18 protein-coding genes are annotated in these 23,480 nt (G+C 71.3%); 7 read left to right on the plus strand and 11 right to left on the minus strand.

Annotated features, from left to right (window positions below; genetic code table 11):
• Nucleotides 1–64 precede the first annotated feature (64 nt).
• Nucleotides 65–1,300, plus strand: a complete 1,236-nt coding sequence (locus ACWDYF_RS36230; protein ID WP_389474388.1) for a cytochrome P450 family protein — start codon at nucleotides 65–67, stop codon at nucleotides 1,298–1,300.
• 98 nt (nucleotides 1,301–1,398) lie between these two features.
• Here the strand turns inward: ACWDYF_RS36230 and ACWDYF_RS36235 are convergent, their stop codons facing one another.
• The 5 genes from ACWDYF_RS36235 to ACWDYF_RS36255 all read right to left on the minus strand — a co-directional run bounded on the left by ACWDYF_RS36235 (nucleotide 1,399) and on the right by ACWDYF_RS36255 (nucleotide 7,667).
• Nucleotides 1,399–1,989 (minus strand): DUF308 domain-containing protein, encoded by a 591-nt coding sequence (locus ACWDYF_RS36235; protein ID WP_018569323.1) that lies wholly within the window; start codon nucleotides 1,987–1,989, stop codon nucleotides 1,399–1,401.
• Nucleotides 1,990–2,031: 42 nt separating this feature from the next.
• Nucleotides 2,032–3,612: a DUF6351 family protein gene (locus tag ACWDYF_RS36240; protein WP_389474390.1), complete on the minus strand. Its 1,581-nt coding sequence runs from the start codon at nucleotides 3,610–3,612 to the stop codon at nucleotides 2,032–2,034.
• Nucleotides 3,613–3,960: 348 nt separating this feature from the next.
• Nucleotides 3,961–6,249, minus strand: coding sequence for an ATP-binding SpoIIE family protein phosphatase (locus ACWDYF_RS36245; RefSeq protein ID WP_389474392.1), 2,289 nt, complete (start codon nucleotides 6,247–6,249; stop codon nucleotides 3,961–3,963).
• Between the two features lie 43 nt (nucleotides 6,250–6,292).
• On the minus strand, nucleotides 6,293–6,991 hold the full coding sequence (locus ACWDYF_RS36250) for a cytochrome b/b6 domain-containing protein (protein ID WP_018569320.1): 699 nt from the start codon (nucleotides 6,989–6,991) through the stop codon (nucleotides 6,293–6,295).
• Nucleotides 6,945–7,667 carry a molybdopterin-dependent oxidoreductase gene (locus ACWDYF_RS36255; protein WP_026252765.1) on the minus strand — a complete coding sequence of 241 codons (723 nt, stop codon included), beginning with the start codon at nucleotides 7,665–7,667 and terminating at the stop codon, nucleotides 6,945–6,947. Before ACWDYF_RS36255 ends, ACWDYF_RS36250 begins: the two co-directional genes overlap by 47 nt.
• Nucleotides 7,668–7,991: 324 nt before the next feature.
• Between ACWDYF_RS36255 and ACWDYF_RS36260 the strand changes: the two genes are divergently transcribed.
• The 4 genes from ACWDYF_RS36260 (at nucleotide 7,992) to ACWDYF_RS36275 (ending at nucleotide 13,263) form a co-directional block, all read left to right on the plus strand.
• Nucleotides 7,992–8,954 carry a quinone oxidoreductase family protein gene (locus ACWDYF_RS36260; RefSeq protein WP_389474395.1) on the plus strand — a complete coding sequence of 321 codons (963 nt, stop codon included), beginning with the start codon at nucleotides 7,992–7,994 and terminating at the stop codon, nucleotides 8,952–8,954.
• A gap of 304 nt (nucleotides 8,955–9,258) precedes the next feature.
• The gene (gene abc-f / locus ACWDYF_RS36265; RefSeq protein WP_389474397.1) at nucleotides 9,259–10,893 is read left to right on the plus strand and encodes a ribosomal protection-like ABC-F family protein; all 1,635 of its coding nucleotides are present in this window, start codon (nucleotides 9,259–9,261) and stop codon (nucleotides 10,891–10,893) included.
• Nucleotides 10,894–10,975: 82 nt separating this feature from the next.
• Complete coding sequence (locus tag ACWDYF_RS36270) at nucleotides 10,976–12,628, plus strand: ABC-F family ATP-binding cassette domain-containing protein (protein WP_389474399.1); 1,653 nt, start codon at nucleotides 10,976–10,978, stop codon at nucleotides 12,626–12,628.
• A 77-nt stretch (nucleotides 12,629–12,705) separates the two neighbouring features.
• Nucleotides 12,706–13,263, plus strand: coding sequence for a CGNR zinc finger domain-containing protein (locus ACWDYF_RS36275; protein ID WP_026252764.1), 558 nt, complete (start codon nucleotides 12,706–12,708; stop codon nucleotides 13,261–13,263).
• Nucleotides 13,264–13,337: 74 nt separating this feature from the next.
• On the opposite strand, the gene ACWDYF_RS36280 is transcribed toward ACWDYF_RS36275, so the two are convergent.
• Together ACWDYF_RS36280 and ACWDYF_RS36285 are read right to left on the minus strand one after the other, a co-directional pair.
• Nucleotides 13,338–14,027 (minus strand): hemerythrin domain-containing protein, encoded by a 690-nt coding sequence (locus tag ACWDYF_RS36280; RefSeq protein WP_018569314.1) that lies wholly within the window; start codon nucleotides 14,025–14,027, stop codon nucleotides 13,338–13,340.
• A gap of 62 nt (nucleotides 14,028–14,089) precedes the next feature.
• The gene (locus ACWDYF_RS36285) at nucleotides 14,090–14,590 is read right to left on the minus strand and encodes a DUF6924 domain-containing protein (RefSeq protein ID WP_389474401.1); all 501 of its coding nucleotides are present in this window, start codon (nucleotides 14,588–14,590) and stop codon (nucleotides 14,090–14,092) included.
• Nucleotides 14,591–15,325: 735 nt separating this feature from the next.
• Here ACWDYF_RS36285 and ACWDYF_RS36290 point away from each other — a divergent pair.
• Nucleotides 15,326–17,458 carry an AfsR/SARP family transcriptional regulator gene (locus ACWDYF_RS36290; protein ID WP_389474403.1) on the plus strand — a complete coding sequence of 711 codons (2,133 nt, stop codon included), beginning with the start codon at nucleotides 15,326–15,328 and terminating at the stop codon, nucleotides 17,456–17,458.
• 46 nt (nucleotides 17,459–17,504) lie between these two features.
• Here the strand turns inward: ACWDYF_RS36290 and ACWDYF_RS36295 are convergent, their stop codons facing one another.
• Nucleotides 17,505–18,038: a sigma-70 family RNA polymerase sigma factor gene (locus ACWDYF_RS36295; protein ID WP_389474405.1), complete on the minus strand. Its 534-nt coding sequence runs from the start codon at nucleotides 18,036–18,038 to the stop codon at nucleotides 17,505–17,507.
• A gap of 635 nt (nucleotides 18,039–18,673) precedes the next feature.
• Between ACWDYF_RS36295 and ACWDYF_RS36300 the strand changes: the two genes are divergently transcribed.
• On the plus strand, nucleotides 18,674–19,570 hold the full coding sequence (locus ACWDYF_RS36300; RefSeq protein WP_389474407.1) for a ricin-type beta-trefoil lectin domain protein: 897 nt from the start codon (nucleotides 18,674–18,676) through the stop codon (nucleotides 19,568–19,570).
• A gap of 88 nt (nucleotides 19,571–19,658) precedes the next feature.
• Here the strand turns inward: ACWDYF_RS36300 and ACWDYF_RS36305 are convergent, their stop codons facing one another.
• Genes ACWDYF_RS36305 through ACWDYF_RS36315 form a run of 3 tightly spaced genes read right to left on the minus strand, consistent with a single transcriptional unit; the run spans nucleotide 19,659 to nucleotide 23,470 of the window.
• Nucleotides 19,659–20,069, minus strand: coding sequence for a hypothetical protein (locus ACWDYF_RS36305; protein ID WP_381741868.1), 411 nt, complete (start codon nucleotides 20,067–20,069; stop codon nucleotides 19,659–19,661).
• Nucleotides 20,062–20,484 (minus strand): YbaB/EbfC family nucleoid-associated protein, encoded by a 423-nt coding sequence (locus ACWDYF_RS36310; RefSeq protein ID WP_389474409.1) that lies wholly within the window; start codon nucleotides 20,482–20,484, stop codon nucleotides 20,062–20,064. The genes ACWDYF_RS36305 and ACWDYF_RS36310 overlap by 8 nt, the downstream gene beginning before the upstream one ends.
• Nucleotides 20,485–20,509: 25 nt before the next feature.
• Nucleotides 20,510–23,470: an AAWKG family protein gene (locus ACWDYF_RS36315; RefSeq protein ID WP_389474411.1), complete on the minus strand. Its 2,961-nt coding sequence runs from the start codon at nucleotides 23,468–23,470 to the stop codon at nucleotides 20,510–20,512.
• Between the last annotated feature and the right edge of the window lie 10 nt (nucleotides 23,471–23,480).

Genomic DNA, 23,480 nt, shown 5'->3' on the forward strand with positions numbered 1-23,480 from the left:
CCTTCCCCGGTCCGCCGTCCGTGTTGCCGATGGATCCTCAGGAACTCGGCACAGGGAGAAACGTATGACGACGCAAGCCCAGGGAATCCCCGAAGCCGACGGCCGGGTGGTGCTCAGCCCCGAGTTCAAGGCGGACGCACCACGGAACTACGAACGGCTGCGGGCCCTGGGCCCCATCCATCCCGTACGGTTCGCCCCGGGACTGGACGGCTGGCTGGTCGTCGGGCACGACCTGGCCCGGCAGGCGCTGACCCACCCGGCACTTCTCAAGGACGCCACACCGGCCGCCGAGACCCTGGAGGCGGCCGGTTTCTTCTTCCACCGGCCCCAAGTGGGTCTGGGCGCACAGATGCTGGAGTCGGATCCACCCCGGCACACCCGGCTGCGCCGCCTCGTCTCCAGCGCCTTCACCCCGCGCCGTACCGCCGAACTCGCCCCTCGCGTCGAGCAGATCGCCCACGACCTGCTCGACGCTTTCGCGTCCTCGGGCGAGACCGACCTCGTCGAGGCGTTCACCGCACCCCTCCCGGTCACGGTGATCGCGGAACTCCTCGGCGTGCCGGAGGAACACCGCGAGGACTTCCGCCGCTGGTCCTCTCTCGCGCTCCAGGTGACCGACCCCGGGCACCGCGCCGCGCTGGCGGGCCTGCACACCCTGCTGCGCGGCCTCATCGAGGACAAGCGGCGCGCCCCCGGGGACGATCTGCTGTCCGCGCTGGTCGCCGTACGCGACGAGGACGACGGGCGGCTCTCCGAGGACGAACTCGCAGGCACCGCGATCCTGCTGGTCATCGCCGGTCACGAGACCACCGTCAACCTCCTGGGCAACGCCCTGCTCGCCCTGCTGTGCCGCCCCGGCCAGCTCGCCCTGCTGCGCGAACGCCCCGACCTCGTACCGGGCGCCGTGGAGGAGTTCCTGCGCCACGACACCTCCGTCGAGCGGTCCTCGAACCGGTACGCGGCCGAGGATCTCGAACTGGGCGGAGTGCGCATCCCCCGCGGCGGGATCGTCGCCGTGGCCCTGGGCTCCGCCGGGCACGACATCCCCCTGCCCGACGGCGGCGACCCCGCGGACCTCGACGTGGCCAGGACCGGCGCGCGCCACCTGGCGTTCGGCCACGGCATCCACCACTGCCTGGGCGCCCCGCTGGCCCGTCTGGAGGCGGCCGTCGCCCTGCGCACGCTGCTGGCCCGGCTGCCCCACCTCGAACTCGCGGTCCCCGCGGACTCGTTGGCGTGGATCCCGTCCGGGATGATGCGCGGCGTGCTCAGCCTGCCGGTGCGCTACCGCACGGTCTGAGCCCGGCCCGGCACCAAGCGGAAACGCCTCGGCCCGCACCGTGAACGGTGCGGGCCGAGGCGCATGACGCTCCGTCAGGGAGCTTGTGCGATACGGGATCAGACCGTCTGGGTCCGCAGCTGGCGGGCCTTCCAGGCCAGCAGGCCGGCCTGGGCGATGAAGAACACACCGCCGCCCGTGGCGTAGACGGACAGGACGTCGAGCGAGGGGTTGTCGCCCGCGGCCTGGATGACGTAGAAGGCACCGACCAGGACGGACAGGCCGCCCGCGATCAGCATGGGCCACTGCTTGCCCAGCTCGGGGCCGCGCCGCCGCACGCCGACGGTCACCTGCGCCGCGCCGGAGACGACGGCCCAGGCACCGAAGGTGGCGAGCACCGCCGCCTCCCCGCCGGCCGCGGCCACGCCCACCGCGATGGCGGCGAGGGTGCTCAGCACCCCGTTGAACGCCGTCACGTTGCGTTCCGAGCCCTCGGGCAGGGCCCGGTGGTCGATCAGCGAGGAGACCGCGTCGATCAGCGGGTAGACGACCAGCAGGGTGACGGCGGCCGCGCCGATGGTGTCATGGGCTCCGGCGAAGGCCACGGCCCAGACCACGGCCAGGACGCCACGGATCAGGTACAGCCTCAGCAGGGAGGAGCGTTCGCCGTCGGCCGTGGTGGTTCCGGTCGTCCGGGTGTTCGTGGTCATGGGGAGCCGGCCTTTCTGGGTGGCTTGTCGGGGAGGGGTCGGTCAGTGCCGGGCGGCGGGGACGCAGCGGAAGTTGCGCGCGTCCGCCGGGTCGCCGTGGCCCTTGTAGTGGGACACCAGCGGGTAGCGGCACAGATCACGGGTGACGGTCTTGCCGTCGGCATTGGTGAGAGTGGCGGTGAGCGTGCTGGGCGCCTTGCCCTGCTCGACCCACTTCGTCAGGGCCTCCAGGTCGTTGACCTTGCCGTCCCGCAGTCCGCAGTGGTCGGTGCCCGGGGCGAGGAAGAGACGGTAGAAGCCGTCGACGCGGTGCGTGCCGCCGAGCCGGTGCTCGACCCGCTCGCGGTAGTCCACGGTGCCCTGGGTCGGGATGAACGGGTCGGCCTGGCCGTGGTAGCTGAGGAGCTTGCCACCGGAGTTGCGGAAGGCCGACAGGTTCGGGTCGTCCGTGCCGATGATCTCGTCGTACTCGGCCTGGGACTGCTTGAACAGCTGCGTGAACTGGCTGTACGTCAGCTTCGTGACGTCCAGGCCGGGCTGCTTGGCCACCCAGGACGCGGTCCAGGCGGCCGGGACGCCGAACGGGTCGGCACCGGCGAGGCCCGAGAAGTCGGCGCCGACCGGCAGGCCGTACCAGAGCTTCTTGCCCGAGGTGGTCCGGGGACCGTCCCAGATCTTGCGGACCACGGCGGCGTCGGCCGCGGAGATGGTCTCCTCCTTGCCCTCGCAGACGACCTTGGTGCCGATCAGGCGGCGCGGGTCGAAGTTGCAGTGCGCGGCGTCGGAGATCAGTCCGTCCTTGACCCCGTCGAGCTTGTCGCAGGCCTGGAGCGCGGCCTGGTTGAAGGCCTTGAACTCGCAGTCGGTGGGGCGGTTCTTCTCCTGGTTGATGACCACCTGCGGCCAGAGGGTGGCGACCTCGAACTCGTCCCAGTTGACGGCGGGCGCGTTGGCGAGGATGCCGTCGTAGTCGCCGGGGTGGCGCTGGGCCTCCATGTAGCCCTGGCGTCCGCCGGTGGAGCAGCCGGTGAAGTACGAGTAGGAGGGGGCCTTGCCGTAGACCGAGTCGATGACCTGCTTGGCGACGAGCGCGGTCTCGTGCTGGGAGCGGTCGGCGAAGTTCTTCAGCAGGCCGGTGTTCACCTTGCCCTTGCTGTTCAGCGCCCAGCTGGTGTCGAGGACGTCACCGACACCCGCGTCGGTGGTGGCGGCGGCGTAACCGCTCTTGACGGCGGTGCCCAGACCGACGCCGTTGTCTCCGGCGGCGAAGGCACTGCCGCCGAGCGACTGGAGACGGCCGTTCCAGCCTTTCACCGGCAGCCAGGTCTGGATCTTGGCGTGATCGTTGTCGCCCGGGTGGGTGAGGGTGACCGTCACGTCGCAGAAGGCCGGGACACCCTCGACCGAGCCTCCCAGGAACCCGGTGCCCATGATGGTGCCGCCCTCCTGGCGGACCGTGGTCACCGACTCCACCTTGGTGCCGGACGGGGCCTTCACGGAGACGGTCGAGCAGTTGAGCGGCGCGGAAGCCTGGCTTCCGGTGGCCGCCGAGGCGCCGGCCGGCAGGTACACCGCGGCCGCCAGCGGCACACCGGCCGCGAGGACGGTCAGAAGTCGTCTCATGACGTTCCTATCGTGAAGTGGGTGTGTGCCTGTCAGCGGCACCACATGTGCGGGGCACGGCGGCGGGACAGGAAGGCCGGGCCTTTGTCTCCCACCACCTGGGGACCCTCGCCCGTTCGCTGGGAAGAGACTGACACGGAATACGTCACCAGTCAAGGTGGTGACGCGCGGTCGTGACCGAGCGGGGAGGGAAAGGTCTGGAGGTTTCTCGCCTCCCGGGGGAGGCCGACACCCATGACTCTGCCGCAGCCGCGCCAATGGCACATCAGTCACATGACGGTAAGTCGCCGCACCCGTGAAAGGTCCACACCTATGCGTCACACATGTGTGTCTCTGCCGGGCGTTGGGTCATTCGACGGACCGGCCGGGTTCCCCGGCGTCCGCGGGGATGTCCATCTCCAGCCACACGGTCTTGCCGCGCCCGTTCGGCGAGGTGTTCCAGGTGTCGGCCAGGGCGTCGACGAGGAAGAGTCCGCGGCCGTGCTCGGCCCGCGCGCAGCCCTCGTCGGACAGGGAGTAGAGGGCGGGTACGGGCGGGTCGCTCGCCGAGTCGCGCACCTCCAGGCGGAGCCGGTCCGCGTAGACCCGCAGCCGCACGTCGACGTCGCTGCCCGCGTGCACGAGGGCGTTGGTGACGATCTCCGAGGTGACGAGTTCCACGTCGTCCGACAGGTCCGCCAGACCCCAGCCGCACAGCCGGTCGTGCACGAACTCCCGGGCCTGCCGCACCCCGCGCAGATCGCGCCGCTGGATGGAGAGGTGCCCGGTCCTGGGCACCCGCCCGGTGTCCGGACCCTCGTAGCGGGCCAGCAGCAGCGCCGCGTCGTCGCGCCGGCCGCGCGGCCCGGGTGCCCGGCCGAGCAGCCGGTCCGCCAGATCCTCCAGCCGGGCGTCGGCCAGGTCCCCGGCGGGGCCCGCGGCCTCGGCCAGGGTGCCGGCCTCGTCCTCGCGGGTCTCGAACAGCCCGTCGGAGTAGAGCACGAGCACCGAGCCCGGCTCGACGGTGTGCTCCCGGGCCCGGTAGACCCCCGGGTCCGGCAGTCCGAGCGGTACGTTGGCGGGGGCGTCCAGCGTCCGTACGGTGCCGTCGGGCAGCCGCAGCAGCGGCGCCGGATGGCCGGCGAGCGCCACCTCGGCCGTCCCGTCCTCCGGGTCGAGGGCGACGACACAGCAGGTGGCGAGGGACTCGGTGCCGAGCCGGGCGAGCAGCCCCGCCGTGCGCTGGAGCAGCGCCGCCGGTCCGTGCCCCTCGCTGGCGTAGGCGGCCACGGCGGTGCGCAGCTGGCCCATCGCGGCGGCGCTCTCCATGGTGTGGCCCTCGACATCGCCGATGACCAGCGCGACCCGGTCGTCCGGCATCCTGATCACGTCGTACCAGTCGCCGCCGACCTCGGCGGTGGCGGCGGCAGGCTGGTAGCGGGCCGTGGTGGTCAGTCCCGGCACCTCGACGAGGGCGGGCGGCAGCAGCCGCTTCTGGATGCCCTCGGCGAGCGCCTGCCGCTTGGCGTTCAGCTCCACCCGCTCCACCGCCGAGCCGAGCAGGCCCGCCATCATCGTGAGGACCGCGCGTTCGGCGGGCGAGAAGGACCGGGGGCCGCCGTACGCGAGGGTGCACAGGCCGACGACGTGCCGGTTGCCGCTGACGGGGACGTCCACGACATGTCTGCTGCCGACGAGCGGGAGGTGCGCGGTGACGGGCCGGGGAGCCGGTTCCGCGCCGGGGCGGGACGCCTGGGGGCCGGGGCCGTCGGCGATCAGCAGGGTGTTCCCGCGTACCGCGCGCACGGCGGGTGTGCCGGTGTGCAGGCCGCTGCCGTGCAGTTCCCGGACCAGGCCCTCGGTGTCCCCGCTGTGTCCGAGGACCCACATGCGTCCTTCGGCCACACACGACAGCACCATGGCGCGGGCCTGGAAGGGCCCCATGACGCAGAACCGGGCGGCCGCGGTGACATGGTCCATCGTGGTCGCCTGGTTCAGCAGGTCGGCCAGGCGGTGCAGGGGGAACATCAGGCTGCGGCCCGCCGAACCGGCGACGCCCGGCATGCCCCAGGGCCCGGCGGGGTCCGCGTCGGCGGACGACTCGGCGCCCCGCACCGGCACGAGCACCGGAAGGTTCGGGGAGACCACCGGGATACCCCGCCGGTGCAGCGCGGAAAGCGCGGTGGAGAGCCGGCCGGCGATCCGGGCCAGTTCGGTGCGGCGCCCGGGTCCGTAGCCGTCGGTGCCCTCGGGGCGCAGCACGGTCAGGCTGCCGAAGCGCGCCCCGGCCGCGGTGAGCGGGGCCGCCGCGGCGAGGTAGGGGTAGGGGCAGACGGTGCAGCCGGGAATGTGTGCGCGCGGCGCGTCCGGGTCGGCCAGGACCGCCACCTCGCCGCCCGCCAGGGCACGGGCGGAGGCGTAGGAGGCGTCCAGGGGCATACGGCCGGGCAGGGTGAACACGGAGGGCGGGCCGCCGCCGATCATGGCGATCCGCAGTTCGGTGCCCTCGGGGCTGAGCAGATAGACGGCGGCGGTGACCGCCTCCAGCCGTTCGGCGGCCTCGCGGACGGCGTCGTGCAGGGCCGCCGCCAGTTCCTCGCCCAGCGTCCCTGCGGGGCCGCTCTCGTGGGCGCCCCGGTCCGATCTGCTGCCGCTCACGGAGGTGCTTCCTGCTCCAGGGGAGGGGGACCGGAATCCCGTGTCAGCCGTCGTCGGCGTTCTCGCGTGTCTTCCCGGACACGGTACCCACGGGCTCCTCCTCCAGCCACTTGGCGTGATGGCGTGTCGCCCAGGCGCGGTCGACCCAGCCGGTGCGCATGCCCAGCCGCGCCTCCGGGTCCTCGTACGCCTTGCGCAGGTGTCCGAGGAGGACCGCGGCGATGGCCCAGGCGAGGACGTCGTGCACGAAGATCGCGCTGGTGCGGGAGATGAAGGGCAGCAGCCCCATGAACCACATCAGCAGGCCGGTGAACATCATCACCAGCACCGCTCCGGCGATCCAGCCCGCGTACAGCTTCTGGCCCGCGTTGAACTTCCCGGCGGGCCGCGCCTCGGGGCCGCGCAGCCTGCGGCGGGCCGCGCGCAGCCAGCGCCGGTCGTAGACCGCGAAGCGGTTCAGCCGGCGCAGGTCCGCCCGGAAGGCGGGCGAGAGCAGGCCGAGCAGGACGGGGGCCGGGAGCAGGATGCCGGACCACTCGTGCACGGTGGCCACCAGGTGGCGGCGGCCGACGAGCTGGGCCAGCGGCCCGAAGTAGAGGCAGGCGGCGGTCACCAGGCAGAGCAGCATCAGGTACCCGGTGGCCCGGTGCACCCAGCGCTCGGCGGCCGTGAACCGCCTGATCCGGCCGGGCCGTTCAGGCCGCGTGCCGGTCGGCGCCGTCGAGCCAGCCGTCGACCGCATAGCCACGCTCCTCCCAGAAGCCGGGGACGACCGAGTCGGTGACCGAGATGCCGGACAGCCACTTGGCCGACTTGTAGAAATACATGGGGGCCACGAAGAGCCGGACCGGCCCGCCGTGTTCATGGGTGATCGGCTTGTCCTGCATGTTCAGCGCGACGAGCACGTCGGAGCGGCGGGCCTGCTCCAGGGTGAGGCTCTCGCTGTAGGCGCCGTCGAAACAGGTGAAGCGGATCGCCTGGCCGTTGTCGCGCACCCCGGCGTCGTCGAGGAGATGGGAGAGCTTCACCCCTTCGAAGGGTGTGTCGTCCACCCGCCAGCCGTCGGTGCACAGCACGTCGGCGACGACCCGGGTCTGGGGCATCGCGCGCAGGTCGGCGAGCGTGTACGTCCTCGGCCGTTCGACCAGGCCGCCGATCCTCAGCCCGTAGTTCGTCTCGTCCTTGTGCGGGACCGAGCCGACGATGCTGTAGTAGCGGAAGCCGCCCGGGTTGGGCAGCAGTCCGGTCAGTCCGGTCGAGTCGACCTGGGAGGCCTTGGCGAGGAACCCCTCCCAGCCGCTCTGGAGGTAGGGCGCGGCGGCGAGTCCGGCGGCCCCCGCACCGAGCATGCCGAGCAGCGCCCGGCGCCCCACCGGTGCCCCTTCGGCCGCCTTCTTCCTGGGCTGTTCCACTGCCATGGTCAGTGCTCCTTCGCAGTCACGGTGAGTCCCCGCCGCTCCGGGTCGGCGGCGGGCACACCGACGCATGCACACCTACGGAACGCACAAGACACATGTTTTCGTGCCCGTCCGGAGAGCGTACGTCATCACCTTACCATCGTCACCCATCAGAGCGGTGACGGTGATATCGACAGTGCGGCACGCGCGCAGGAGAATGTCCGAATCGCCGGAGAATGCGGCTCCATTTTTTGGACTTGCGAGTCCATTCGAATGCTTCTACGGTTCGTACCACGACCGCTCGACCACACGTTTCTCTATTTCTATGCGGAGAGGTATCCCCCCATGCATGCGATCCACATCAAGGAGCACGGCGGCCCCGAGGTCATGGAGTGGACCGAGCTGCCTGATCCGGTCCCCGGCCCCGGCGAGGCACTGGTCCGCCTCGGTGCCGCGGGAGTCAACTACATGGACACGGGCGCCCGCGGCCAGGGCGCGCCCGGCTGGGCCGCGCCGCTGGTCCTGGGCGCCGAGGGCATGGGCTACGTGACCGCGCTGGGCGAGGGCGTCGAGGACCTGGCCGTCGGTGACCGGGTGGCCTGGTACTACCACCCCGGCAGCTACGCCGAACTGCTGGCCGTTCCGGCGGACTCGCTGGTCAAGGTGCCCGAGGGCATCAGCGACGAGACGGCCGCCGCCCTCATGCTCCAGGGCATCACCGCCAACCACTTCAGCACCGAGACCTACGCCGTCAAGCCGGGCGACACGGCCGTGGTGCACGCGGCGGCGGGCGGCGTGGGCCTGCTCCTCACCCAGATGATCAAGGCCCGGGGCGGCACCGTCATCGGTCTGGTCTCCCGCGAGGAGAAGGTCGCCGTCGCCGAGGAGGCCGGCGCCGACCACGTGGTGGTCTGGTCCGGCGGCGGCTTCGAGGACCGGATCAAGGAACTGACCGGCGGCGAGGGCGCCGACGTCGTCTTCGACGGCGGCGGCACGGAGACCTTCCGCTCCTCCCAGCTCGCCCTGCGCCCGCACGGTGTGCACGCCTACTACGGCCCCATCATGGGTGTGCCGACGTTCCGGCCCACCGACCTGCCCAACAGCATCCTGCTGTCGTACCCGGTGATGTCCCACCACGTGCCCACCCGCGAGGCCCTGCTGCGGCGGACCGGCGAGATCTTCGACATGGTGCTCGCCGGGAAGCTCAAGGTCCGCATCGGCGGCCGGTACCCGCTGAAGGAGGCCGCGCGGGCGCACGCGGACATCGAGTCGCGCCGGACCACCGGCAAGCTGCTGCTCCTGCCCTGACCGGCCGTGGGCGGCGGCACATGTGTGCGGGCGGGCCCGCGCATGGGTGGCGAGAACGTGGAACCCGCTCTCGCCACCCATGCTGTTAAACTGGAAGCGACCTTGATCCTTTCCTGAGGAGCTCAGACATGGTGGTGGACGACGACATCTCCGGGTGAACACCCGGACCCGACAGGCCACCGGCCGGTGCGTACGAGGCATCGCCCAAGTGGTCTCCGTGTCGTCCCCTCACGCCCCTCGTCTGTCACTGCCGGGGCACAGCTGTCTTCCGTGCCCCGGCCTCTCTCCTCATGAGGTCGCCTCCATGTCCGACGCCTCCGTCGTCTGCTCGAACCTGTCCTTCACCTGGCCCGACGACACCCCCGTCTTCCAGGACCTGTCCTTCGCCGTCACCCCCGGCCGCACCGGTCTGGTCGCGCCCAACGGCACCGGCAAGAGCACCCTGCTCAAACTGATCGCCGGTGAACTGCGGCCCGGCAGCGGCTCCGTGTCCGTCTCCGGCACCCTCGGCTACCTCCCGCAGACCCTCCCGCTGGCCGGTGACCTCACCGTCGCCGAGGTGCTGGACGTGGCCGCGGTCATCCAGGCCATCGACGCCGTGGAGTCCGGCGACGTCGACGAGAAACACTTCACCACCATCGGCGACGACTGGGACATCGAGGAGCGCACCCGCGCCCAGCTCGACCGCCTCGGCCTGGCCGATCTCACCCTGGACCGCAGCCTGAGCACGCTCAGCGGCGGCCAGGTCATCTCCCTCGGTCTCGCCGCCCAGTTGCTCAAGCGGCCCGATGTACTGCTGCTCGACGAGCCCACCAACAACCTCGACAGCGACGCCCGGCACAAGCTCTACGACGTGCTGGGCGACTTCACCGGCTGTCTGCTCCTGGTCAGCCACGACCGCGCCCTGCTCGACCGCATGGAGCGCATCGCCGAACTCGACGGCGGCGAACTCCGCTTCTACGGCGGCAACTTCACCGAGTACGAGGAGGCGGTCCGGGCCGAGCAGGAGGTCGCCGAGAAGAACGTCCGCAATGCCGAGCAGGAGCTGAAGCGGGAGAAGCGGGAGATGCAGCAGGCCCGCGAGCGCGCCGAGCGACGGCAGAGCAACGCCGCCCGCAACCTGAAGAACGCCGGGCTGCCCCGTATCTTCGCCGGGAACATGAAGCGCGGCGCGCAGGAGTCGGCGGGGCGGGCCGGACAGGTGCACGCGGGGCGGGTCGGCGAGGCCAAGGCCAAGCTGGACGAGGCCGGGCGCGCGCTGCGCGAGGAGCAGCGCATCACCCTGGACCTGCCGGAGACCCATGTGCCCGCCGGGCGCAACCTGTTCCTCGGCGAACAGCTGAAGGTGCGCCTCGGCGCCCAGGAGGTGTTCGCCGGTGCGGGCGTCGACCTGGGCATCCGGGGCCCCGAACGCATCGCGCTGACCGGTCCCAACGGCGCCGGCAAGAGCACCCTGCTGCGGCTGCTGAACGGCGATCTGACGGCGGACAGCGGCGAGCTCAGGCGGGCCGACGGCCGGATCGCCTATCTCTCGCAGCGGCTGGACGTGCTCGACCTGGACCGTACGGTCGCCGAGAACTTCGCCGACCACGCGCCGCAGCGCCCGGAGGCCGAGCGGATGAACCTGCTCGCCCGCTTCCTCTTCCGCGGCGCCCGTGCCCATCTGCCGGTCGGGGTGCTCTCCGGCGGTGAGCGGCTGCGCGCCACCCTGGCCTGTGTGCTGTGCGCCGAACCGGCCCCGCACCTGCTGCTCCTGGACGAGCCGACGAACAACCTCGACCTGGTCAGCGCGGGCCAGCTGGAGAGCGCCCTCAACTCCTACCAGGGCGCGTTCGTGGTGGTCAGCCATGACGAGCGGTTCCTGCGGGAGATCGGGGTGAACCGCTGGCTGCGGCTGGCCGACGGCGAGCTGAAGGAGACGGCGGCCCCCGAGGTGTGAGCCACCGGTGTGTCCACCGGCCCGCGTCCGAGGCATACACCGCCCCGCGGGCCGCACACCGCTCACCTCCCGGAGGTTCTCCGTGCCTCAGCCCGCCCTGCTCGCCCATGACCTCGTGCGCACCCTCGGCGACCGCCGGGTGCTCGACGGTGTCTCCCTGACCGCCTCCCCCGGCCACCGCATCGGGCTGATCGGGGAGAACGGCGTCGGCAAGTCGACCCTGCTGCGCCTGCTGGCCGGCACCGACGAACCCGACGCCGGCCAGGTCGTCCGCCCGCCCGACCTGGGCTTCCTCCAGCAGGAGATGCCCTACGACGCGGGGGCGACGATCGCCGGCGTACTCGACGACGCCCTGCGCGAGGCCCGCGCGGACCTCGCCGCACTGGAACACCTCACCGAACAGCTCGCGCGGACCGCCGAGGACGCGCCCGGGTACGCGGCGCTGCTCGACGCGTACGGTGCCCGGCTCGAACAGGCCCAGGAGCGGGAGGTCTGGGACGCCGACCGGCGGGCCGCGCTCGTCCTGGACGGCCTCGGCCTCGGCGCCTTCGGGCCGCAGCGCGCGCTCGGATCGCTGTCCGGCGGCCAGCGCGGGCGGCTGGCGCTGGCCGCGCTGCTGGTCCGGCGGCCCTCCGCGCTGCTGCTGGACGAACCGACCAACCACCTCGACGACGAGGCCGCCGCCTTCGTCGAGGAGCAGGTGCGCGCGCTGCCCGGAGCCGTCGTGGTGGCCAGCCACGACCGGGCCTTCCTCGACGCGGTGTGCACGGACCTGATCGACCTCGATCCGGCGGTCGGGGGGCCGGTCCGCTACGGCGGCGACTACAGCGCGTATCTGGCCGAGAAACACGCCGAGCGGGAGCGCTGGGAGCGGCGCTGGGCCGAGGAACAGGAGGAACTGGCGGCGCTGCGGGTGTCCGCCCAGGTCACCGCGCACCGGGTGGCACCGGACCGGGGCCCGCGCGACTCCGAGAAGATGGGCTACGGCCACCGGGCCGGCCGGGTGCAGAGCCAGATCTCCCGGCGGGTGCGCAACGCCGCCCGCAGGCTGGAGGAGCTGGAGCGTGCCCAGGTCGGTGAGCCGCCCAGACCGCTGCGGTTCGCGCGCACCGTACTGGCCGCGCCGGTGGCGGCGGACGCCGACGGGCCACTGGTCGCGCTGGACGGCGCAGGGGTGCCGGGGCGGCTCGCGCCGGTGCGCGCCGAGGTGGCGGCGGCCGACCGGCTGCTGGTCACCGGCGGCAACGGCGCCGGGAAGTCGACGCTGCTGGCGGTGCTCGCCGGGCGGCTCGTGCCGCAGGGCGAGGTCAGGCGGCGGCGCGGGCTGACGGTGGGGCTGCTCGCGCAGGACACCGTCTTCGAGCGGCCGGAGCTGTCGGTCCGGGACACGTATGAGCGGGCCCTGGGTGCCGAGCGGGCCGAGGCGGTGCCGCTGGGCGCGCTGGGGCTGCTGCACGAGGCGGACCTGGACAAGCCGGTGGGCCAGGTCTCGGTCGGGCAGCGGCGGCGGCTCGCGCTGGCCCTGCTGGTGGCCCGGCCGCCGCAGTTGCTGCTGCTCGACGAGCCCACCAACCACCTCTCGCCCCGGCTGTGCGACGAGCTGGAGGCGGCGCTCGGCACCGGGCCGGGCGCGATCGTCCTGGCCAGCCATGACCGCTGGCTGCGCGCGCGCTGGCAGGGCCGGGAGATCCGGCTCGGTTCCGCGCGGGAGGGGCGGGTCGGCACGGGACGGTGAACCCCGCGCACAACTGAATACCGGCTGGACAGGTGACGACTCTTGCAGAGGCGGCGGTCACCTGTCAAAATGGTGACATGAATCTTGACCATGTCTTCGTGTGCGGCAATCCGGTCCTGGATTTCGCCGCTACGCTGCGTGCCCGCCGTACGCTGCGATTTGAAATGTTCGTGACACCGGACCGCCTGGACGCCTGGTTCCTGGAGTCCGGTGTCGTCGACGCCGTCACCCCGAGCGAGCAGGCCGACGTCGAGCAGGCCACGGCGCTGCGGGAGGCGATCTACCACCTGGTCACCGCGCGCCGCCTGGGCGAGGAGTACGAGGCCGACGCGCTGGACCTGGTGAACAGCACGGCGCGCACCCCGTCCGCCGTGCCCCAGCTGACCCCGGAGGGCCGCCGGACCGAGGCGGGCCCGCAGGAGGTGCTGTCCACCCTGGCCCGGGAGGCGGTCGAGCTGCTGAGCGGCCCGGACGTGCCCCTGCTGAAGGAGTGCGGCAACCCCGAGTGCACCCGTGTCTACATCGACCGCTCCCGGGGCATGCGCCGCCAGTGGTGCGGCATGGAGTCCTGCGGCAACAAGATCAAGGCCGCCGCGTACCGCGCCCGCAAGAAGACCGCGCCCGCCGCGGCCTGAGCCCCGGCACGGCACGGCCCGGCTGCCGCGCGCCCCGGCTGCCGCACGGGCGCGGACGCGGCAGCCGGCGCCGCTCAGACGCCGACCGCGAGGGCCTTCAGAGTCTTGCGGAACCTGCTCAGCAGCAGGCCCCTGAACCAGCGCAGCGGCGGCGGGAAGTTCGCGTACATGTGGTCCCGTCCGGTCACGGGCTCCGGGTGTTCGAGGAAGCCGAAGACCAGGTGCGGGCCGCTGCGCGGGGCACCGTCCGTGACCGCCTTGCGCAGCCGGACGACATCCGCGTCGGGCACCTGCGGGAACAGCTTCTCCAGCACCGGCTCCTCGGCCGCGAGATGGCCGGCCAGGATGTCCCGGACACTCTGCGCCGCCTGGGCGCCCCGCTTGACCGCCAGGCCCAGATCCTGGCCGGCACCGCTCTGCGCCGTCCCGGCCAGCTGATCGACGGCCGCCGTCAGCGCGTCGAGGTCCTGGTCCAGCGCCGCGTGCTCCGCGCTCAGCCGGTCGAGGGAGGCGACGGCGTCCGGGAAGCTCTCCCGCAGCACCGGCCAGAGGAGTTCGTCCTCGCTCTCGTGGTGGTGATGCACGAAGGCGACGAGCCACCGGACGGTGGACACCAGTGTCTTCACGTCGACCGGCGCGCCCGCGTCCAGCCCGGCGAAGGAGTCGGCGACGGCCTCGGTGCCCCGGGTCATGATGCCGTGGACGGCGAGCAGTTCCTCGAAGAGGCGGGCACCCTCGTTGAGCGGTGCCTGGGTGGCGGACATGGTGGTCCTGCCTTTCTGCTGGTCCGGGTCTGCTCGCCCGGGAGATGTGCCGACCGACGCCGTCAGTCAGCCGTGCGCCAGTCGGCCCGGAACACCTGCTGCGGCGCCGCCGCGGCACCGGCCGAGAAGTCCTGGAAGTCCATGTTGGCGAGTTCGAGGTTGGCGCTGATCGCGTGCACGCCCGCCGGTTCGGTACGGAACGCGCGGCCGTACTCCGTCAGGGCCGTGTACTCCTCGTCGTCCTCGCAGTCCTCCCTGGTGAACGTGGTCACCGCGAGCAGGGGCCGCAGAGGGGAGCGCATGGTGGTCGCGTCGGCGACGAACACGACGGTGACCGTGTCGTTCAGGTGCTCGTCCGCCGCGACCGCGGCCAGCACCTCATCCATGTCGGCCCCGGCCCAGGCGGGGTCGTCGACGATCCAGGACTCCGGCTCGCCGAACTCGTCGGGGGCTTCGAGCGCTGCCCGGACGGCCTGCCAGGCGTCGGCGTCCGCGTAGTCGGTCCTGATCACGACGGCGGCGAGATCCCCGTGTGCGCTGGTGTCGGGCAACGGCCTCGTCATGTTTCTCCTCGGCGGATGCCATGGGGGAAGGCGGTTCGGGCGGCACCCGCGGGACGACACCCGGCAGGCCCGCGCGGTACGGCACATGCGGGGAACACCCCGTGCACCGGAACATGTCCGGACGGGCACGGAGGCTACCACAACGGCCTGTCCGGGCCGACCGCGGCCGGGTGGGCAAAAAGCCCTCTTTGCAAGGAAGTTGTCAGGACGCACGGGAGACAGCACCCGGTGGCCGCAGCGGCACATGTGTCCGACCGGCGCGGCGTACGGGCGCACGTACGCCCACACGAGAGGAACCGGTCCGCGCTCGACGGATCCCTGTGTCCGGGAACCGGAGCCATGCCGGTCGGCGATTCGCCGTGACTAGGCCCTGTCGACTTCGGTAGACACGTCGGGAGATCAGCAAGTGGCACACATACGGGCAACCTGCGCGACGGGGCACGGAACACGTCACTCCGTCGCGGCCGGATGACGTAGAGTTCCGCGCCGCACACCCCCACCGTTCCCCACAGGTGACGTAAGGGTGCCCCGCAACTGATGGTCAGGTGACTGATGCGTCGGACGACCGGCCGGGCGAAAGTGAAACGGCAGCCATCAGCGCACATATTCGTCACACTCCAGCGGCTTGACAGCCGGAGTCCACGAGTGGGACGGTTTCGTCACCGGTTAAAACGGTGACGTTGATGGACGACCGGCACGGTCGGACGGACGAGGAAGGGCGAGGACGGCGACGGGATGGACGCGGCGGTGCGGTACTCGATTCTCGGGACGGTCCGTGCGGTGCGCGGGGAGGCGGAGCTGACGGTGGGCCCGCCCAAGCGGCTGGCGCTGCTGTCCCTGCTGCTGCTGCGTGCGCCGGGTCCGCTGACGCTGAGCGAGGCGGTGGACGTCCTGTGGGAGGACGATCCGCCGCCCAGTGCCGTCAATGTGGTGCACCGGCACATCGGCGCACTGCGCCGGGTCCTGGAACCCGGCCTTTCGAGCCGGGCGCAGGCGGCGCATCTCGTCCGCGCGGCGGACGGGTACCGGCTGCTCGTGGACGCCTCGACGTCGGACCTGCTGCGTTTCAGGGAGCTGCGGGCCCAGGCGCGGCTCGCGGTGCGGGCAGGGGAGCCGGTGCGGGCCGCGCGGTGCCTGGTGGAGGCGCTGCGGCTGTGGCGGGGGCCGGTGGTGGCAGCGGGGACGCCGGTGTCGGGGCATCCGGCGTTCGTGTCGGTGGGGCACGAGTTCGTGGCCGCGGCGAAGGAGGCCGCCGACGTGGTGCTGACCTCGGCGCCGGAGGGAGCGGAGGAGGTGCTGGCCGTGCTGCGGACGGCGGTGGACTGCCACCCCTTCGACGAGGCCCTGCACTCACGGATCATCGCGGCCCTCGCGGCGACCGGCCGGCAGGCCGAGGCACTGCGCCACTTCGAGACGGTGCGCACCGTACTGGCCGAGGAACTCGGTGTGGAGCCCGGCCCCGGACTGCGCGCCGCCCAGCAGCATCTGCTCCAGCACGGCGGCGGTGACGGTGACGACGCGACCGCCGGGCCCGCCCCGGCGCCGCGGGAACAGTGCGCCGCGGTCGCCCACCTCCCGGCGGACAGCGCGGTGTTCACCGGGAGGCAGGCCGAGCTCGCCCAGCTGGAACAACTGCTCGGACCGGCCAGCGCGGACCGTCCATCCGGCACGACGGCGGTCCTGTGCGGCATGCCCGGTATCGGCAAGACAACGTTGGCAGTCCATTTCGCCCACCGGTCGGCCGACCGCTTCCCCGGCGGCCGCATCCACGTCGACCTCCAGGGCCACCACCCCACCCGCGAACCGCTGGACACCCAGCAGGCCATGCGGAGCGCCCTCGACGCCCTCGGCGTCCCGCACGAGGGGCACACCAGCGACGGCGCGCTGACCGCCCTCTACCGCGCCGCCCTGGCCGAGCGCCGGCTCCTGCTCGTACTCGACGACGCCCGCGACTGCGAACAGGTACGCCCGCTGCTCCCCACCACCGCGGCCGGTCTCGCCGTCGTCACCAGTCGGCGCCGCCTGGAAGGTCTGGCCGTCACCCACAACGCCCGCGTCGTCCCGCTGCCCCCCTTGAGCCGGGCCGAGAGCCTGCGTCTGCTCGACCGGCGCCTGGGCACCCACCGCACCCGCGCCGAACCCGGCGCCGCCCAGCGGATCGCCGACCTGTGCGCGGGCCACCCCCTGGCGCTCACCCTCACCGCCGCCCGCGCCCAGACCAACCCGCACTTCCCGCTGACCGCCCTCACCGCACACCTGGCGGCCCAGGCCGGCACACTCGCCCCCTACACCGGGCCCGATCCGCACACCGACCTGCGGCACGCGCTCGGCCGCACGTACCAGGCGCTCTCCCCCGGCGCCGCCGTCCTCTTCCGCCGCCTCAGCCTGCACCCGGCCCCGGACATCACCGTCCACACCACGGCGAGCCTCACCGCGGCCGACCCGCGCACAGCCCACCGGCACCTCACCGAACTGGCCGACCACAGCCTGCTCACGGAGACCACTCCTGGCCACTACGCCGCGCACCCGCTGCCGGTCACGCACGCCGCCGAACTCGCCCGCGCGCACGACACGTCCGCCGAGCGGTCCGAGGCACACATACGGATGTGGCAGCACTATCTGCACACCGTGGAAGCGGCCGTAGCCCTGCTCGCGCCGCGGCACGGCACGGCATCCCTGCCACCGCCGCTCCCGGGTGTGCGCCCGCAGCGGTTCGCCGGACACACCGAGGCGGCGGCCTGGCTGGCCACCGAACGCACGATGCTGCTCGCGCTCGTCCGGGACGCCGACCGCGGTCCACGGGACGAGTCGCTGCGCAAACAGCTCACCGAGGCACTGGAGGTGTCCGTGCACCCGCCCGGCCCTTGACCCGACATGTGCCGGGGTCCCGGGCCGGGCGGCGGTTTCCCGGGTCTCAGGCGGCTTCGAGCTGCGCCACGCTGCGCAGCTTGCGCAGGGCGTTGTGCTGGCGGGACTTGACCGTTCCGGCCGGTACACCGAGGAGGCCCGCGGTCTCCTGGATGGTGCGGTCGCACAGATAGATGTGCACCAGCACGGCCCGGTGCTCGGGCGAAAGCCTGCGCAGCAGCGGCTTGGCGACCAACGTGTCGTGCACCGAGTCGGTCCCGTCGGCCCCGGTGGTCGGGTCGTTGTACGTGGCTCCGACGACCTCTCTGCGGGAGTGCGGCTTGCGCACCCAGTCGATGACCAGGTGCCGGGTCACGGTGAAGAGCCAGCCCCGTATCGAGCCCTCCATTCCCAGCAGACGGTCGATGTTCCGCCAGGCTCGGATGATGGCCTCCTGGACGACGTCCTCGGCAAGTCCGTGATCACCCAGCATCTTCTCCGCGTAGGAGACGAGCCCGTCGCGGTGTTCCGTCATAATGGCCCGGAGCAGGTCTGCTCGGTTTACAGCCGTGGGGGGCGTAGCCATAATTTTCTGAACCATCCTGGCTCTGTGTCATGCAGCGACCGAGGACCGGAACTGGTCCCCGCATACGCATTTGAACAGGCCGAGGTGCCAGAAGACTGTCGCTTTTGTGACGCCGTCATGCCGTGCCATACGTATGAACACGGCAGACAGGTCGGGAAGGGAGCGCACGGAGGTGAAGGCGCCGGTACACAGGGCGTCCACCGGCTGCGTGCGGCTCCGTTCCCTCCTACCCGTGACCGACACTCACCATACGGAATGAGTCGCATGTCACACACGTGTGAAGGAAGCTCATGACAGCCAGCGAACCAGAGCGGCCCGTCCGGGCGGTGCCCGCGAGCGTGCCGGTGGCCGCGGCCACCCACACCACCGTGCCACCGGCCCCGAAGAAACGCGGCGCCTCGAAACGGAACACATCCAGGCGCACTGCGGCTGAGCGGTCCGCGGCCGCGGACCCTCCGACCGAGGGTGCCACCGGCACTGGCGAAGGAGGTGCCCCGAGTGCCTCGAAGCAGGAGAGCCGGGCGGACACCGGCGGCCGGGAGCCGGAGGCCACCGCACCGGCGTCCTCGGTGGCTCCGGTGGCTCCGGAAGCCGCGCCCGCTCTTGGGGCGGCCGACTCCGGCGCGTCCGCGCGCCGTTCGCCCCGGGCCGTGCTGCGCGGTACACACCGCGGCATCCTCACGGCGGCGGCGGTCGCCGGTGTGGTCCTGGTGGCCGGAGTGGTGGTGAGTCTCCACGGCGGGGGCTCGCCCGACGCCGCGGCCCCCGAGGACCCCGCCGCCTCGGTCTTCGCCCCCGACGGCGGGGACGGACCCCGCGCGGGCGTCCCCGGCGCGCTGCCGCTGCCGGACGCGAGTCCGTCCGGCAGCGCGGCCTCCAGCGGCGGCCCGGCCGACGATCACCCGGACGCCGCGCGTCCGCAGGGCGCGAAGGCTCCCGCCGACGCCTCGAAAGGCGGCGGGTCCGGCAAGGGAGCGACCGTGTCAGGCGGTGGGGGGACCGGGGGCGGAAAGGCCGGGGGTTCCCGGCCCCCGGCAGGGGGACCGGCGAAGGGCGGCGGGACCAAGTCCTCCCCCGCGGCCCACCCGACACAGAAGGGCTCGGGTTCCTCCGGTGCCGGAGCCGCCTCCGGGACGGGGTCGGGAACGTCGTCCTCGTCATCGGCCGGCGTCGGCATCATCGGTCACGCCTCGAACCGTTGCATCCACGTCGTCGGAGGCAAGGGCAAGGACGGGTCCCCACTGGACATCCAGGACTGCTCGGGCGCAGGGTCCCAGAAGTGGACGTTCGCCGCGGACGGCACCGTACGCGCCTTCGGGCTCTGCATGGACGCCGCAGGTGCCTCGACCGCCGACGGCACCACCGTCCAACTGGCCTACTGCAACGGCGGACCCGCGCAGCAGTTCCGCCTCAACGTCCGGCACGACCTCGTCAGCGTCCTCGCGGACAAGTGCGTGGACGTACGGGACAAGCAGACGTCGAACGGCACCCGGCTGCAATTGTGGTCCTGCGCCGGAACGTCCAACCAGAAGTGGTCCAAGAACTGAGGGCCCTGGCCCACACGGACGACGCCGTGTCCGTACACCGCTCGACGGTGTACGGACACGGCGGCCTTCACGGACCACGAGGGGCGGGCTAGCCTCGGCCGGGGTGCGGGCCGGAGTGCGGCAGAGGCCCGCCGCCGGGGGTCGGCACGACGGACCCGGTGGGGGGAAGCGGCTGGTTCTGCGCGTCCTCGATGTGCCTCATCGCTTCCTCCTGGGCCTTCTTGAAGTCCTCGCCCGCGCCCCGGGTGAGGGCCGCGGCGCTGTGGATGGCGTTCGCCAGCGCGTTGACCGCGTCACGGAGCTGGGTGTGCACCGGGATGTAGTTCACCGCGAAGTCGCGGCCGTAGTGGTCGTTGCCCCAGGGCGGGTCCTGCGGGTCGTACGCCGTGTCCGTGGCGAAGGCGTCTGCGGCCCGCAGAGCGGCGCCGCCGATCTCGTCGGTGGCATCGCCGCCCGCCAGCAGCCGGTTGGGCTCGATCCGCAGCCCACTGTCAGCCACGGTTCCTCGCCTCCTGCCTCTGCTGCGCCAGCACGTCCGCGAACGACTTCGGATCCAGCAGCCGGTCCAGGTCGAGCCGGTCCAGGAGGCTGCCCCCCGGTCCGCCCGATGCGGCGCCGCCCACGGTCCGCAGGACGGCGGTGGCGCGTGCCGATGCCTCGGCACGCGCCCTCGTCAGAGCCTCCAGAACGCTGGTGGCGAGAGCCTTGCCAGTCATCTCCTTGAACTTGTTGTCCGGAAAGCGGAGTGCCGACACCTCACCGTTGACCCCGACCGTCGCCTCGACGGAGCCGTCCTTCGACCGGGCCGTCACGGAGATGGTCCTCATCTCCTCCCGGGCCTTGAGCAGGGACTCGTGCTTCTTGGCGAACTCGGCGAGAGCGTCCTGAAGCTCACTCCCGGTGGGCCTGTCCATGGTTGCTCCTGTGATTCCGTGCTTCTCAGTGACCGATGGAGGCCGGCAGTCCGCCGTCCTCGGTGCCCCAGACGTCCTTGCCGTCCGAGGACCACGAAGTACCGCTCTGTGTCGACATCCTGGAGCCGCCGCCACCGGGCATGCCGTACGGGGCCTCGGTGGCCGGCCGTCGCGGGGCGAGCAGTTCCTCGGAGTCGCTCTCCTCCTCTTCCCACTCCTCGGCCTCGTCCGGGGCACCGGGGGTCGAGGGGCCCGGCATCCCGTGCTGGAAGACCGCGCCGTCCATGCTCTGGTCGTCGTACGTCTCCCGGTTGCGCTCGGCGCCCGAACCGCCGCCGCCCTGCTGCTGGCCGCCCATCCGGTTCATGCCGGCCATCATCATCATCGGGGAGAGGAGACCGAGCGCGTTCTGGCTGTCCGAGACACCGCCGGCGGCCAGGAGCCCCGCCCCGGCCGCGGCCGCCGGGTCGGCACCCGCGCCGACGCCCTCGCCTCCGGCGGCACCGAAGCCCGCCGCGGCCGCCGCGCCTGCCGGACTGGGCAGCGCCTGGAACTGCCCGTCGGAGCTCGTCACCATGGCGCTGCCGTCGGTGAATCGGGTGTGGGAGGTGCCGTCGGGCTGGTCGGTCACGACCGTACCGTTGGGCAGGTGTGTCACCCGGTCCGCGGTCCCGATCGTCGGGAACTCGTAGTTGGGTTGTGTGAGATGCGAGTTGCCCGTCAGCGTGTTCCCGCGTGCGTCGAGGCCGGTGGCGTTCGTGGTGGTGATGGTGCCGTCCGGATGCACCGTGGTGGTGCTGCCGTCCGGGTGGCGGGTGATGATGTCGCCCTTGCTGTCGATACTGGTGGTGCTGCCGTCGGTGTTGGTGATGCTCTGACCTGGTTTGAGATGGCTCGTGGTGGTGTGGCCCTGGGCATCGGTCGTCGTCACGTCGCCGTTGGGGTGCACCGTCACATGCGAGCCGTTGGCGCCGTCCGTGGTCAGGCTGCCGTCGGGGTTGAGGTGGGAGACGGTGCCGTCCGGAGAGGTGATCTGTGTCTGCCCGTCGGGCCTGACGATCTCCGAGGTGCCGTTGGTGAAGGTGGTGGTCTTGGTGCCGTCCTCCGCGGTCTGCGTCAGGCTGCCGTCCGCGTTGCGGGTGATGCTCGACCCGTCCGGGTTCGAGAGCGACTCCCCGACGCCGAGGTGGCTGGTGACCGTGTGCCCGTTCGCGTCCACGGTCTTCACCTCGCCGTCAGGTGTGACCGTGCGGACGGTGCCGTCCGGGAACTTCGTGGTCAGGCTGCCGTCGGCATTGCGTGTCGTGGACGTGCCGTCGGGAAACGTCGTCGTCACGCCTGTTCCGGTGCGCAGGGTGCTGCTTCCGTCGATGTTGCTGATCGGCAGACCGGTGTTGAACCCGAGACCGTTCAGGAGAGCGTTCCCCGTGAGGTTTCCGGTGGGCGAGTTCCCGCCGAGGAGGTCGGAGGTGCCGGGGGTGAACACACCCGCCCCACCGGGCCCGTCCAGCCCGCCGGTCAGGTCGCCGCCTCCCATGGCCAGCGGGTTGTCGCCCCCGCCGGTCAGGTCCTTGTTGAAGTCGCTCAGCCCGGTGTTGAAGCTGTCGAATCCGTCGTTGACGCCACCGCTGAGTTCGCTCAGTCCGGTGTTGAAGTTGTTGAATCCGTCGTTGACACCACCGCTGAGTTTGCTCAACCCGCTGTTGAAATTACCGAACCCGTCTTTCACCCCACCCGAGAGATCGTCGAAGCCCTTGTTGATTCCTTGGGTGAACTTGTCGAAACTCTTGTTGAAGTCGTCGCCCTTCTTCTCCGCGATCTCCTCGTTCACCTCGCTGCTCAGTGAGGTGTTCGAGGTGTCCTCGAAGGAGAAGGCGGTGTTCCAGTTGGGGTCCAGCTGGTGGTTCATTATCCCCTGGAGAGTAGAGACGACCCTGCGGGCCGGCTCGTCCAGGTTCATCTCCACGTTCTTGGTCCACGCGTCTCGGGCCACGGACGCGATATAGGTCCACGTACTCGTGTCGATAAAAGCACCGTAGACCGAACTCTCGGAATAATTGGCGGCGTCCACCACGAACCGGCCGTTATAAGTGCCCACCGTGTGGGCGTTGACCCCGTTGATCCACTGGACCATGGAGCGGAAATGCAGATTGAGGACGCCTTTGGGGGTGGCCGGGACACGGTACCCGGAGATGCGACCGTCCGGCCAGGTCATCGGTATTTCCCCGGACTGACCCCAGAGGAACTTGTAGAAGGTCTGGTAGAGATCCCAGAATGCCTCGAAAACGAACCTCTCGGAGGCGATCAGGGAATTCGCATGCAGCGTCTTGGGCTCAAAGTCCGGCTTCGACACCGACTTGTACCGGTGGCTGCCCTCCGGAAGCATGATCTGCCGCGTGTAGTTCTCGTACTTCGCGTGGAGGTCGTCCAGCAGGTGGTAGAAGGCCCCTGCCGCAGTCCCTTTCCACGCCGCCTGTTCGTCGCCGAGGTCATTCTTCCAGTTCGCCAGGACATCGGTGTGCGCCTTGAAGAAAGCGCCCGTACGGTCGAAGGACTCCGCAAGTTTCACGAAGTTCAGCAGGTCGACCCCCTCGTCCGCGTTCGGCGCACCGGAAGCGGACGACGCCTCGACGGACGTATGGCGGGACACCAGGTTCGTCAAGGCATGCAACGAGTTCGTCAGAAAGTCCTCGGCGGGCTGGTTGTCAAGGTACTGGACATCCACCTGCCACTTGGAGACGAGCACCCATTCATCCTTGAGGAACGGCGTTTTTTCCACCTTGAAGAATTCCAGATGGAACCCGTTCTCTTTCTCCTCCGAGTGGAGAACGAGTGGGTCATCCGGGTGCATGTCGGCGACCTTCTTGACATCGACGTTCACCCAGGCAGCATTACTGTCGCCGACATGTTCCTGGATGTCCTTCCGTTCGGGCATCCGCCATCCGGTCATCTGGGTGATGGTGTGTTCCCAATTGTCCGTCGGCATGATGCCCTGC

The organism is Streptomyces sp. NPDC003284 (genome assembly GCF_053589675.1).